Source organism: Achromobacter insolitus (assembly GCF_002209555.1).
GTDB lineage: Bacteria > Pseudomonadota > Gammaproteobacteria > Burkholderiales > Burkholderiaceae_B > Achromobacter > Achromobacter insolitus.
This window is the reverse complement of the sequence record NZ_NJIF01000001.1, coordinates 704,781-716,760: the sequence shown is the minus strand read 5'-3', so window position 1 is coordinate 716,760 and position 11,980 is coordinate 704,781. Positions and strand designations below refer to the sequence as shown.

The window sequence follows — 11,980 nt, the reverse complement described above, 5'->3', positions numbered from 1 at the left end:
CATCCCTACTTCCGCGAGGTCATGCCATGGCAGTAAGCAAGCTCAAGTCCGCGTCGAAACAGCCCCAGGGCAATGAGGCCGCGGCGCGCGAGGTCGCCGCCGAGATGCTGGCGAACATCAAATCCGGAGGCGAAGCCGCGGTGCGCGACTATGCCAGGCGGTTGGACAAATGGGAGGGGGACATCATCGTCGGCGCCGCCGAGATCGAACGGCGTACGGCAAGCATCCCCGACGGCATCAAGCGCGACATCGAATTCGCCGCCAGCCAGGTGCGCAAGTTCGCGCAGGCGCAGATGGCCTCGGTGCGCGAGTTCGAGCTGGAGCTTGCGCCGGGCCTCGTCGCCGGACAACGGCTGATACCCATCAACGTCGCGGGCTGCTACGTGCCCACGGGGCGCTATGCGCACATTGCCTCGGCCTATATGAGCATCGCCACCGCCAAGGCGGCCGGCGTGCCCACGGTCATCGCGTGCTCTACGCCCTACCGAGGCGAAGGCATACATCCTCAGGTGCTTTACGCCATGCAAGTGGCGGGCGCGGACGCCGTAATGACGCTGGGCGGCGTGCAGGCAATCGCCGCCATGGCCTACGGCCTGTTTACCGGCAAGCCGGCAGACATCATCGTCGGGCCGGGCAACAAGTTTGTGGCGGAAGCCAAGCGCATGCTGTTCGGCAGCGTGGGCATCGACGTCTTCGCCGGTCCGTCCGAGGTCTGCATCATCGCGGATGCTTCGGCGGATCCCGCCATCGTCGCCTCGGACCTCGTCGGGCAAGCCGAACACGGCCACGAGTCGCCCGCGTGGCTGATCGCGACCGATCGCGCCCTGGCCGAAGCAGTGCTCGCACGGGTGCCGGAACTGATTGCCGCCTTGCCTCCCACCGCAAGGGACGCCGCCGGCGCCGCGTGGCGCGACTATGGCGAGGTCGTGCTGTGCGATACGCGCGAAGAGGCTGTCGAGGTCTCCGACCGCTACGCCAGCGAACATCTGGAAGTCCATTGCGAAGACCTGGATTGGTGGTTCAGGCACCTGACCTGCTACGGCTCGCTGTTCCTGGGCGAGGAAACCACGGTGGCTTTCGGCGACAAGGCCAGCGGCACCAACCACATCCTGCCCACCAAGGGCGCGGCGCGCTATTCGGGCGGCCTGTCCGTGCACAAGTTCATCAAGACCGTGACGTGGCAACGCATGACGCGGCAGGCCAGCCGCGATACCGCCCAGGTCACCGCCCGGATTTCGCGCCTGGAGGGGATGGAGGCGCACGCCCGCACGGCGGACGATCGCCTGGCCAAGTACTTTCCCCAGGAATCCTTCGAACTGGGCGAACCCGTGCGGGAGTGAAGCCATCATGCAGAACGACATGTCCCGCCTGTTCGACCTGGACGGCCGCGTTGCGCTGGTGAGCGGCGGCAGCTCCGGCATAGGCAAGACCATCGGCCTGGCGCTGGCTCGGGCGGGCGCCAGCGTGGTGCTGGTGGCGCGGCGCGCGCAGGAGCTCGCTTGCGCCGCTGGCGAGTTCGAGGCGGCGGGCTTGCGGGCGCGTGCCTTGACCTGCGACCTGAGCGACCGCGAGGCGCTGCGCGCCCTTGCGGCCCGCGCGGCCGAACCGTTCGGCGCGCCCGACATCCTGGTCAACGCTTCGGGCATCAATGTGCGCAAGCCTTTCGAGGACACCGCCGACGAGGACTGGGACCGGTCCCTGGCGATCAACCTGACCGCGCCGTTCCTGCTGACTCGCGCGCTGGCCCCTGCCATGCGAGAGCGGGGCTGGGGCCGCATCATCAATATCACCTCGCTGCAATGCGTGCGCGCCTTTCCGGACAGCGCGCCCTATGGCGCCTCCAAGGGTGGCCTGATGCAGCTGACCCGCGCCATTGCCGAGTACTGGTCGCGCCATGGCGTCACCTGCAACGCGATAGCGCCAGGCTTTTTCGAGACGCCGCTGACCGCCTCGGTGATGAGCGATCCGGCCCGGGTTCAGGCCCTTGCGGCCAGCACCATGATGGGTCGCAACGGCCGGCTGGATGATCTGCACGGCGCAGCCGTCTTCCTGGCAAGCGAGGCGTCGGCCTACATCACCGGGCAGACCTTGTTCGTAGATGGCGGCTTTTCGGCCCGCTGATCGGCATCTCCGTGGAGTTCCGCCATGAAAGCCCTTGTCTACACCGCGCCCAGCCAGATGATGTTCCGCGAGGAACCGGATCCAGTGCCGGGAGACGGCGACGCGCTCTTGCGTATCGAGGCCGTGGGCATCTGCGGCTCGGACATGCACGCCTATCACGGGCATGATCCGCGCCGTAATCCGCCGCTGATCCTGGGCCATGAGTTCGTTGGCACGCTGGTGGGCGGCAGCCGCGCGGGCCAGCGGGTCACCGGTAATCCGCTGATCCATTGCGGCCAATGTGATTTTTGCGTGCAGGGCCGCAACAACCTGTGCCGCAACCGGGGCATGGTGGGCATGACCCGTCCCGGCGCATTCGCCGAGTTCATGGCCATCCCCGAGCGTTGCCTGATCCCCGTGCCGCAGGACATGCCAGCCGCCGCGGCGGCGCTGACCGAGCCCGCAGCCACGGCCTTGCATGGCGTGGCGCTGGCGCAGCGGGCGCTGTTCCGACCCTTGGCCGAAGCCCGCGCGCTGGTCGTGGGTGGCGGCGCCATCGGTCTTTTGACGGCGCTGTTGCTGCGCAGCCAGGGCTGCCGCGTCAGCCTGGCCGAAACCAATCCGTTGCGGCGCGCCTCGGCAGAACGGCATGTTGGCTGCATGGCCTTCGATCCACGCGACACGACGCCCGAGGCGGGGGCGTACGAACTAGTGGTGGACGCGGTGGGTGGCAAGCTTACAAGGCCGGCCGCGCTGGCCGCGGTGCAGCCGGGCGGCGTGATGCTGCACATCGGCCTGCAGGATTGGGCCAGCGAGATCGACATGCGCCGGCTGACTCTGGACGAGATCACCCTGATCGGCGCCTACACCTACACCAGCGCGGATCTGCGAGCGACCGTGGACGCTCTGCATCGAGGCGTTTTCGGCGATCTGTCCTGGATCGAGCAGCGTGAGCTGGGTGCGGGCGCGCAGGCCTTCTCCGACCTGGACGGCGGACGCGCGGCATCGGCCAAGATCGTGCTGAGGGCGCATTGACATGGCGCGCCATTCACTTTCACCCCGCGCCATCGCCGGCGCCCAGGCCGTCCTGGGCCTGCTCGACCGGAGCGCCGTCATGACCATTGCCAGGCCCCCCGCCCACCCACCGACGCCGGCACGCCGGCGCCTGTCCCTGCGCTGGCTGGTCAGCGGCGCATCGGTCGCGGCGCTGCTCTTGGCCTGGTATCTGGCTACAGGACCGCTGGAGCTGCTGAGCGCGGTGCAGTTGCCGTCGCCCGTCGATGCCTGGGACGCCTTGCGGGAGATTGCCGGTGAAGGCTATGCCGACGGCACATTGCTGCAACACGTCGCGGCCAGCAGCATGCTGGTGCTGTACGGCTTCGCGGCGGCGGCCTTGACTGGCGTGCCGTTGGGCATCCTGATGGGGCAAAGCCGGCTGGTCGAAGCCTACGTCAATCCGGTGTTCCAGATCATCCGCCCGATTGCGCCCATTGCCTGGATCCCGCTGACGATACTGTGGTTCGGGCTGGGCACCAGCGCGAAGGTCTTCGTCATCTGGCTGGCGGCCTTCGCGCCCACTGTGATCAACACCTACACCGGCGTGCGCAATATCGACGATACGTTGATCCAGGCGGCGCGGGTGAATGGGGCGGCTGGCCGCCTGATGTTGCTGGACGTCATCGTCCCGGGCGCGCTGCCCGCTATCTTCACCGGTCTGCGGACGTCGCTGCAGGCCTGCTGGATGGTGCTGGTGGCGGCCGAACTGGTCGGCTCCTTTGTCGGCCTGGGCCACGTGCTGATCATCGCCACCCGGGACCTGAACTCGGGAATGATCGTGGTGGCCATGGCCGCCGTGGCGGGTATGGGCATGTTGATGTCCGCGCTGCTCGCGCAAGTCGAACGCAGGGTGATGCCATGGAAAGCCTGAACAGCGCTGGCTTGGCCCGCGGGCGCTGCCTGGTGTCCCGCCGCACGGCGGAACGTTGGCTGATGCCGGCGCTGGGCATCGCTACTCTGTTCGGCGGCTGGGCGCTGCTCTCCGGCCTGGGCCTGGTGTCGCCGGCCTTCCTGCCGGGACCGCTGACCGTGTTGCGCAGCATGGTCGAGCACACGCGCGAACCCTATGCGGGTTCGGTACTGCAGATGCACCTGCTGGCCAGCCTGGAGAAATTCCTGATCAGTTTCTCCATCGCCGTCCTCCTGGGCGTGCCGCTGGGCTTGTTCATGGGACGCTTTAAGGCGCTGGACTGGGCGGTGGCGCCGGTGTTCGAGGCGTTTCGCTTCATTCCTCCCATCGCGTGGGTGCCCTTCGCGATCTTCTGGTTCGGCACCGGGTTCCTGTCGCCCACGCTGGTGATTTTCGCCGGAGCCTTCGCGCCCTGCGTATTGAACGCCTACCGCGGCGCCAAGCAGATCGACCGCGCCTTGATCGAGGCAGGCCAGATGCTGGGGGCCGGACGCTGGGCGACGCTGACCGAAATCCTGCTGCCGGCCTCGCTGGCGCACATCGTTGCCGGCATCCGAGTCGGAGCGGGGTTCGGCTGGCAATCGCTGATCGGTGCCGAGCTGATCGTGGGTTCCACCGGCTTGGGCTACATGATCGTGCAGGGCGGCAGCAATCTTGAGCCCGCCATCGTAATCAGCGGAATGATCACCATCGGCTTGATAGGCGCGGGCATTGATTTCGCCATGCGGGCCTTGCAACGGCGCGTGCAGCGCGATTGGTCGCGCTGATCGGAACGGAGAAGGAGGGGATACAGGCAGGCAGTGCGAGTAGCGGCATTCCATATTGGAGAGAGACAGATGAAACCATACAAAGGCCTCAAGGCCTTGGCAGCGCTCGTGATCGGGTGCTGGCTGGGGGGACCCGGACAGGCGGCGGCCCAGGCCGCGCCCGCGGGCGCGGAACTGTTCACCATCCGCATCGGGCAGCAGCCGCAGCGGTGGGCGCTGGAGTGGTACATCGCCAGCGAGAAGGGCTGGTGGCAAGAAGTGGGCCTGAAGCCCGAGATCTCGACCTTCGCCTCCGGGGCCGTGGAGATTGCGGCGGGCGCCTCGGGGTCCTGGGACGTAGGCGGGGCGGGCAATATTCCCTCGCTGCTCGGGGCGTCGAAGTACGGCTTGCAGACCATCGGCATTGCTGATGGAGAGGCCGCCATCATCACGCTGATGGCGACCAAGGACCGGGCGGACGAATATCTCAAGAACCCGGCGCTGCTTAAAGGCAAGACCATACCCGTCACCAGCAATTCCACGGGCCATTGGGGAGCCGCCGAATGCCTGTCGAAGAAGTTCGGGCTCAAACCCGATGACTACCGCTTCGTGAATCTGTCTCCGCCGGACATCAACGCCGCGGTGATGAGCGGCAAGTACGACATCTCGTCCGTGTGGGCGCCCAATACCTACATCCTGGAGGAAGCCATCGGCGCAAAGGTGATCTGCACCGGCGCCGAGCTGAAGATGCCCATCCACAGCTACCTCTTCACCACGCCGGGATTCGCCAGGCAGCATCCGGACAAGGTGGCTCGCTTCCTGGCGGTCTATCTGCGCGCGGTGGCCTGGCAGCGGGCGCATCCCGAGGAGGCCAAGGCATATCTGAAGGCGTTCTTCGGCAGCGTGGGCGTGAAATTCCCCGACAAGTACCTGGAGCAGGAGCTGCGCGACCGGCCCGCGTTCGATCTGGCCGAGCAGACCAGGCTGTTCGCCCCAGGTCCCGGCGGCACTTCCGAGATCGTGGGGTGGTGGAACAGCGTGGGCGAATTCATGGTGTCCGTGGGCGTGGTCAAGAAGATCCCCGATCCCAAGACCATGGTCACGGGCAAGTATCTGCAGATGATCCAGGACGATCCCAAACTCAGGGCCTTCGTCGCCGATGTCGCAAAGTAGGCCAGCGGCCGCGGTTCTCAACAAAGGAACGCAAGCATGAGTCAGATTACTTTCGAGCGGGTGCAGCGCACGTTCAGCCGGGGCGGGGAGCGCTTTCTCGCGCTGGATGACGTCAGTTTCGAGGTGGGCGAAAGGGAGTTCGTTTCCATCGTCGGGCCCTCCGGCTGCGGCAAGACAACGCTGATGCGCATGGCGGCGGGCCTGGAATTCCCGTCGGCAGGCAGCGTGCGCGTGGGGGGCAAGGAAGTGGAGGAGCCCGGTCCCGACCGCGCCGTCGTGTTCCAGCAGTTCGCGCTGTTTCCGTGGAAGACCGTGACCGAAAACATCGGCTTCGGCCTGAAGTGCAAGGGCGCTTCGCGCGAGGCGCGGGCACGGACCGTGGCGCGCTATATCGAGCTCATGGGCCTGTCTGGCTACGAGCAGGCGTATCCGCACCAGTTGTCCGGCGGCATGCAGCAGCGCGTCGCCATCGCGCGCAGCTACGCGCTGGATCCCGATGTGCTGCTGATGGACGAGCCGTTCGGCGCATTGGATGCCCAGACCCGCGTGGTCATGCAGGAAGAACTGGTCAAACTGTCCCGGCTCAATCCGCGCACCGTGCTGTTCATCACCCACAGCGTGGAGGAAGCCGTGTACCTGTCGGACCGCGTGGTGGTGCTGACCGGGCGGCCGGGCCAGATCAAGGAAATCATCAACGTGGCCGACGTGCGCAAGCGCGAGGACTGGGACAGCATGGAGCGGATCGAAGACGTGATGGACATGGAGGCGTTCGTGCATCTGCGCACACACATCTGGAAGCTGCTGCGCGCGCAGGAGACCGAACCGCTGGACGCCGCCTTGGCCGCGGCTCATTGAAGGGAAGCCCGATGAAGCATATCAATGAAGGCGCGGCGCCTGCCGCGAAGACCTCGCGGCTGGCCGCCCTGCATACCGAAACGCCGTGGTGGAGGCTTACCCCCAGCGCCGCCGATGCGGGGGCCATCGAGCCGCGTGCAATGGTCCGCATGCTGGAGCAGTTGATCGTGATCCGCCGCTTCGAGGAGAAGCTGCTGAAGTTGAGTGTTGCCGGCATTCTGCATGGTCCGGCGCACTCCAGCATCGGCCAGGACGGCGCGGCCGTGGGCGCCATGTCGGTACTGGAGTCGGCTGACAAGATCAACGGCACCCACCGCATGCACCACCAATTCCTTGCCAAGGCGCTGAACCACGCCACGCCGGCGGATTATTCGCCGTTGGAATCGCAAACCCTGGACTCGCACCGCGATGTGGTCTACCGGACCTATGCCGAAATCCTGGGCCTCACGCCAGGCTATTGCGGCGGCCGCGGCGGGTCCATGCACTTGCGCTATCCCGAGGCGGGCATCTATGGCTCCAACGCCATTGTGGGCGGCAATCCCTCGCATGCGGTGGGCTACGCCTTCGCCGACAAGCTACGGGGGCGCGACCACGTGTCCGTGGCCTTCTTCGGCGACGGCGCCATGCAGAGCGGCGCCGCGTACGAGGCCATGAACCTGGCGGCGCTCTATAGCACGCCCACCATTTTCTTCGTGGAAAACAATCTGTACGCGGTCTCGACCCACGTTTCGGAGCAGACCCGCGAGACCCGTCTGTCGGCGCGCGGCCTGTCCCTGGGCGTGCCGGCCATCGAGTTCGACGGCATGGACGTCGTGGCCGCGCGGCTGGCCATGCAGGAGGCCCGCGCCATCATCCGCCGCGAGGGCGGGCCGGTGCTGCTGGAGGCGCAGACGTACCGTTATCTGCACCAGTCGGGCGCCCTGAAGGGCAGCGCCTTCCGCTACCGCGACAAGGAAGAGGAAGAGGCCTGGGGGGCGCGCGACCCCATCCTGGCCTTTCCGGCGCAGCTGAAATCGCTGGGCCTGATCGACGACGCCGGCATCAGCCGCCTGGAGCGCCGCGCCGACGAACTGATAGACGGCGCGCTGGAACGGCTGCTGGAAAACTACGGCGACGAGGCCGCGCAGCGCATCCGGCCCGAGCTGTGGCCAGACCCGGCCGGCGTGGATAGCGGCATTCGTGGCGATCTGCGCGAGCTTGCCGGCCAGCGCGCCGTGGAGCTGGAGGAGCAGGCGCCCGCAGCCCTGGTGGACGCCAAGTTCCAGGACGTGATTTCGCGCGCCATGTTGCTGAACATGCAGCGCGATGACGGTATCTTCATCCTGGGCGAGGACGTGCATCGCCTGAAGGGCGGAACGGCCGGTGCCACCAAGGACATCGGCGATCATTTCCCGCAGCGCCTCATCGGCACGCCCATCTGCGAGAACGGTTTTACCGGTCTGGCGTTGGGCGCGGCGCTCAATGGCATGCGCCCGGTGGTGGAGATCATGTATCCGGACTTCGCGCTGGTGGCGGCGGATCAGCTGTTCAATCAGATTGCCAAGGTGCGCCACATGTTCGGTGGCAAGTTCGCGGTGCCAGTGCTGGTGCGCAGCCGGGTCACCGCAGGCACCGGCTATGGGTCGCAGCATTCCATGGACGCCAGCGGCCTGTTCGCCCAGTACCCCGGATGGCGCATCCTGGCGCCGTCGCGGCCTTATGACTACATCGGGCTGCTCAATGCGGCGCTGCGCTGCGACGATCCGGTGCTGATGGTGGAATACAACGATCTGTTCAAGAAAGTGGACAAGGTGCCGGCCGAGGCCTGGGACTACATCGTGCCCATCGGCCGCGCCCGAGTGGCGCGCGAGGGCGCGCGCTGCACCATCCTGACCTACGGCGTCATGGTCGAGGTCTGCTGCCAGGCGGCGGAGCGGACGGGCGTAGACGCCCAGGTGATAGACCTGCGCACGCTGGATCCGCTGGGCATCGATTGGGAAACCATCGGGGCTGGCGTCAAGCGCACGCAGGCGCTGATGATCGTCGAGCAGACCACGCGTGGCACCTCGATCGGCTCGCGAGTGGCGAGCGAGGCCCAGTCCCGGTTGTTCGACTGGCTGGACCACGAGATCGTGCATGTTACGGGCGCCAACTCCTCGCCGGTGGTGTCCAAGGTGTTGGAGCGCGCGGCGCTGGCGGACGCTCAAGCCGTGGAAACGGCCCTGAAAACCATGGACAGCCGCCGCGGCGGATCCCGCTGATGCAGGCGCCCCAGCCTGGGAGAGACCAATGCTGAAAGACAAACTGCTCGCTACCCACCACACCGCCGTATGCGTCAACGATTTCGAGCGCGCGCGGAACTTCTACACCGGCTTTCTGGGCTTCGAGCTGGAGGGCGAAATGGACCATCGCTCCGAACCGGCGCTGGGCGAAGTGGTCGGCCTGCCGGGCGCCACCATACGCTGGGCCATGCTGCGCCATGGCGGGCACCGGGTCGAGCTGTTCAAGTACTACACGCCGGACGGCGACAAGCAGCCGCGCCGCCAATGTGACTTCGGCTACAGCCATATGGCCTTCGAAGTGGAGGACGTGGACGCCGTATATGAGCAGGCGACGCAGGCAGGCTATGAAAGCGTTTCGTCGCCGCGGGTCATGCGGCAGGGACGCACCAAGGTCTTCTATCTGATGGAGCCCGAAGGGGCCATCACGGAGTTCATCCAGTTCATGAGCCCGGCGGCCTGACCTTTTGAAGGAAAGAGCATGACGAGAACGCTGGATATGGTCGTCCCGCCGACGGGCGAAGCCCTGGACGCCGCCCGCCTGGTCGCCTGGATCGTGGCGCCGGGCCAGGCCTTCAAGACGGGCGATGTGCTGGTCGAGATTGAAACGGACAAGTCCATCATCGAGGTGCCGGCGCATGATGACGGGATCATGGTGGAACACCTGGTCGCCGTGGACGGCATAGTCAACGCGGACACGGTAATCGCGAGAATCCAGATGGAGGGGGAGGCGCCGCTCAAGTCGCAGCCGCAGTCCGCATCGCCCCATCCCAGTGGCACGCAGGTGCCGCCGGCCTCGCCGACCCCCGCGCCCGCGGCGGCGCAGCCGGTCCGGCCGGCCCAGCCGGCGCATGCTTTACCGTCGGGCGTGCGCAAGTTCTCCACCCCCGCCGCCCGGCGCGTCGCGGCCGAGCACGGTATTGCGCTGGATGGGGTGGAGGGGTCGGGCCCCAATGGCCGCGTGACCGTGGCCGACCTCGGTCAGGCGGGCACAAGCGGGCAGGATCGCATGCAGTTGCGGGGAGCGCAGGGCGACAAGCGCGAGGGCTGGGCGACAACCCCCCATGGCGACGTCCGGTTCACGGTCTGGGAGGCAAGCAGCCCGGACAGCCAGACCGCCGTGCTCATACACGGCATGTTCGGCGACCGCGACGCCTGGGCCAGCCTGGCGCATGCGCTCAGCCGTGCGGGGCTGCGTGTGCTGGCGATGGATCTGCCTTGCCATGGCGCGACGCGCTCGCAGGCGACACGCTTCGAACAGGTCGTCGACGCTGTGGTCGATACCGTCGCGTTCCTGTGCGGCGGACCCGTGACCCTGATCGGCCATTCATTCGGCGCTGCCGTGGCAGCACGTGCCGCGTCCCGGCCCGGCATGGCGGTGGACAGCCTGATCCTCATCGCGCCGGTCGGATTGGGCACGGAGATAAACCAGAGCTTTCTTACGGGCATGGCGTATGCCGGTACCAACGAGGCGGCGCAGCGTGAACTGCAAAAGCTCACTGTTTCGGGCATGACGCCGTCGGGTAATTTCATCGATGCCTTGCGGCAAAGCACCCAGGCGCGGCGCGAACCCCTGATCGAGTTGTGCAGGGAAGCGAGCTGGGACGGTGTGCAGCAGCTGAGCATTGTCGAGGACCTGAACCATCTCGCGTGCCGCTGCACGCTGATCCATGGGCGGCGCGACGCTGTCATCCCGTGGCGCCACGCCCTGAACGCACCGCCCCGCACCGCGCTGCACCTGCTACCGGACGCGGGCCACATGCCGCAATGGGAAGCGGCGAAGCTGGTGGCGGATATTGTGCTGGACGCGCTGGCAGCGGCGCGCTGAGCGGCCGCCAGCGTTCAGGGGACCGGCGTCGCCGTGTTCTCGCCGCTGGCGAACAAGTCCACCAGGGTCTGGCGCAGCCAGCGCTGCGCCGGCACCGTGTCGTTGCGCTGGTGCCAGAACAGTGTGATGGTGCGGGGCGGCGCGAGCATGGGCAGCGCCATGGCGCGCAGATAGGGCGCATGCGGTGTCAGCGCGCCAAGATGGCGCGGCAACACCGCGATCATGTCGGTATGGCGCAGCATTTCGTAGGCCACGTTGTAGTGGTTGACCAGGGCCGCCACGTCGCGCGACAGGCCGCGCGCCGACAGGTACACGTCATACGAGGGCGGCGTCTGCCCGCCCAGGCTCACGTCCACGTGGCGGGCCGATAGAAAGGCCCGCGTGCTCAGGCGTTTCATGGAGGCCAGCGGATGGTCGCGGCGCATGAAGCAGGCGTACTCCACCAGCCACAGCGAACGCGAGCGGATGTGGCCCGGGTACTGGGCTTCGTTGATGTAGGCGCTGAGCACGCAGTCGGCGCGGTTGTCTTCCAGCTGATCGGGAATATCCACCACATTGTTGGGCAGGGTGCGCACGCGCGCCTGGGGCGCCGCGCGCGCCAGCAGGCCGCATAGCGGGGGCATGACGATGCCCGCCGTGTAATCCGACATGGACAGACTGAACTCGACCTTGGCGCGCGCCGGGTCGAAGGCGTCAGGGTCGAGCGCGCTGCGCATGCGGTCCAGCGCCTCGGCCAGCTCGTTCCACAGCACGGCCGCGCGCTGGGTCGGCATGACACCGTTGCCGGCGCGCACGAACAGCGGGTCGCCCAGGCTTTCGCGCAGACGGGCCAGCGCATTGCTGACGGCGGGCTGGGTCATGAACAGCGCATTGGCTGCGCGCGTGACACTGCCCTCGGTCATCAGGGCTTCGAAGACCTTGAGCAGGTTCAGGTCCAGGGTGCGGAAGGTCATGGAAGGATATTCACATCAATGATAGAGGGCATCATTACTATAAATTGGATTCATGAAATCACGCGTGCCTATCATGCGCTTTCTCATCAAGTACGGTCCGA

11 protein-coding genes are annotated in these 11,980 nt (G+C 66.7%); 10 read left to right on the top strand and 1 reads right to left on the bottom strand.

Going from position 1 to position 11,980, the window contains the following annotated elements; all coding sequences use genetic code 11:
- Positions 1 to 26: 26 nt before the first annotated feature.
- The 10 genes from hpsN (at position 27) to CEY08_RS03115 (ending at position 10,926) form a co-directional block, all read left to right on the top strand.
- Positions 27 to 1,340 (top strand): sulfopropanediol 3-dehydrogenase, encoded by a 1,314-nt coding sequence (gene hpsN, locus CEY08_RS03160; RefSeq protein ID WP_076815901.1) that lies wholly within the window; start codon positions 27 to 29, stop codon positions 1,338 to 1,340.
- A 7-nt stretch (positions 1,341 to 1,347) separates the two neighbouring features.
- Positions 1,348 to 2,121, top strand: coding sequence for an SDR family NAD(P)-dependent oxidoreductase (locus CEY08_RS03155; RefSeq protein WP_084738616.1), 774 nt, complete (start codon positions 1,348 to 1,350; stop codon positions 2,119 to 2,121).
- Between the two features lie 24 nt (positions 2,122 to 2,145).
- Positions 2,146 to 3,135, top strand: coding sequence for an alcohol dehydrogenase catalytic domain-containing protein (locus CEY08_RS03150; protein WP_076815898.1), 990 nt, complete (start codon positions 2,146 to 2,148; stop codon positions 3,133 to 3,135).
- A 1-nt stretch (position 3,136) separates the two neighbouring features.
- On the top strand, positions 3,137 to 4,027 hold the full coding sequence (locus CEY08_RS03145) for an ABC transporter permease (protein ID WP_331866632.1): 891 nt from the start codon (positions 3,137 to 3,139) through the stop codon (positions 4,025 to 4,027).
- On the top strand, positions 4,015 to 4,833 hold the full coding sequence (locus tag CEY08_RS03140) for an ABC transporter permease (RefSeq protein ID WP_076815895.1): 819 nt from the start codon (positions 4,015 to 4,017) through the stop codon (positions 4,831 to 4,833). The genes CEY08_RS03145 and CEY08_RS03140 overlap by 13 nt, the downstream gene beginning before the upstream one ends.
- A 69-nt stretch (positions 4,834 to 4,902) precedes the next feature.
- Entirely contained in the window at positions 4,903 to 5,985 is a 1,083-nt protein-coding gene (locus CEY08_RS03135; protein WP_042796732.1) for an ABC transporter substrate-binding protein, read from the top strand.
- A gap of 36 nt (positions 5,986 to 6,021) precedes the next feature.
- Positions 6,022 to 6,840: an ABC transporter ATP-binding protein gene (locus CEY08_RS03130; protein ID WP_042796733.1), complete on the top strand. Its 819-nt coding sequence runs from the start codon at positions 6,022 to 6,024 to the stop codon at positions 6,838 to 6,840.
- 11 nt (positions 6,841 to 6,851) lie between these two features.
- A complete protein-coding gene (locus CEY08_RS03125) occupies positions 6,852 to 9,080 on the top strand; it encodes an alpha-ketoacid dehydrogenase subunit alpha/beta (protein ID WP_084738615.1) in 2,229 nt (742 codons plus the stop codon).
- A 28-nt stretch (positions 9,081 to 9,108) separates the two neighbouring features.
- Positions 9,109 to 9,561 (top strand): VOC family protein, encoded by a 453-nt coding sequence (locus CEY08_RS03120; protein WP_042796734.1) that lies wholly within the window; start codon positions 9,109 to 9,111, stop codon positions 9,559 to 9,561.
- Positions 9,562 to 9,579: 18 nt separating this feature from the next.
- Positions 9,580 to 10,926 (top strand): alpha/beta fold hydrolase, encoded by a 1,347-nt coding sequence (locus tag CEY08_RS03115; RefSeq protein WP_084738614.1) that lies wholly within the window; start codon positions 9,580 to 9,582, stop codon positions 10,924 to 10,926.
- 14 nt (positions 10,927 to 10,940) lie between these two features.
- Here CEY08_RS03115 and CEY08_RS03110 read toward each other — a convergent pair whose 3' ends face one another.
- A complete protein-coding gene (locus CEY08_RS03110) occupies positions 10,941 to 11,879 on the bottom strand; it encodes a LysR family transcriptional regulator (protein ID WP_076815892.1) in 939 nt (312 codons plus the stop codon).
- Positions 11,880 to 11,980: the final 101 nt, after the last annotated feature.

Bases quoted from the DNA above. Each gene is read 5' to 3' on its own strand.
- hpsN (WP_076815901.1), top strand. From the start codon at position 27: ATGGCAGTAAGCAAGCTCAAGTCCGCGTCGAAACAGCCCCAGGGCAAT.
- CEY08_RS03155 (WP_084738616.1), top strand. From the start codon at position 1,348: ATGCAGAACGACATGTCCCGCCTGTTCGACCTGGACGGCCGCGTTGCG.
- CEY08_RS03150 (WP_076815898.1), top strand. From the start codon at position 2,146: ATGAAAGCCCTTGTCTACACCGCGCCCAGCCAGATGATGTTCCGCGAG.
- CEY08_RS03145 (WP_331866632.1), top strand. From the start codon at position 3,137: ATGGCGCGCCATTCACTTTCACCCCGCGCCATCGCCGGCGCCCAGGCC.
- CEY08_RS03140 (WP_076815895.1), top strand. From the start codon at position 4,015: ATGGAAAGCCTGAACAGCGCTGGCTTGGCCCGCGGGCGCTGCCTGGTG.
- CEY08_RS03135 (WP_042796732.1), top strand. From the start codon at position 4,903: ATGAAACCATACAAAGGCCTCAAGGCCTTGGCAGCGCTCGTGATCGGG.
- CEY08_RS03130 (WP_042796733.1), top strand. From the start codon at position 6,022: ATGAGTCAGATTACTTTCGAGCGGGTGCAGCGCACGTTCAGCCGGGGC.
- CEY08_RS03125 (WP_084738615.1), top strand. From the start codon at position 6,852: ATGAAGCATATCAATGAAGGCGCGGCGCCTGCCGCGAAGACCTCGCGG.
- CEY08_RS03120 (WP_042796734.1), top strand. From the start codon at position 9,109: ATGCTGAAAGACAAACTGCTCGCTACCCACCACACCGCCGTATGCGTC.
- CEY08_RS03115 (WP_084738614.1), top strand. From the start codon at position 9,580: ATGACGAGAACGCTGGATATGGTCGTCCCGCCGACGGGCGAAGCCCTG.
- CEY08_RS03110 (WP_076815892.1), bottom strand. From the start codon at position 11,879: ATGACCTTCCGCACCCTGGACCTGAACCTGCTCAAGGTCTTCGAAGCC.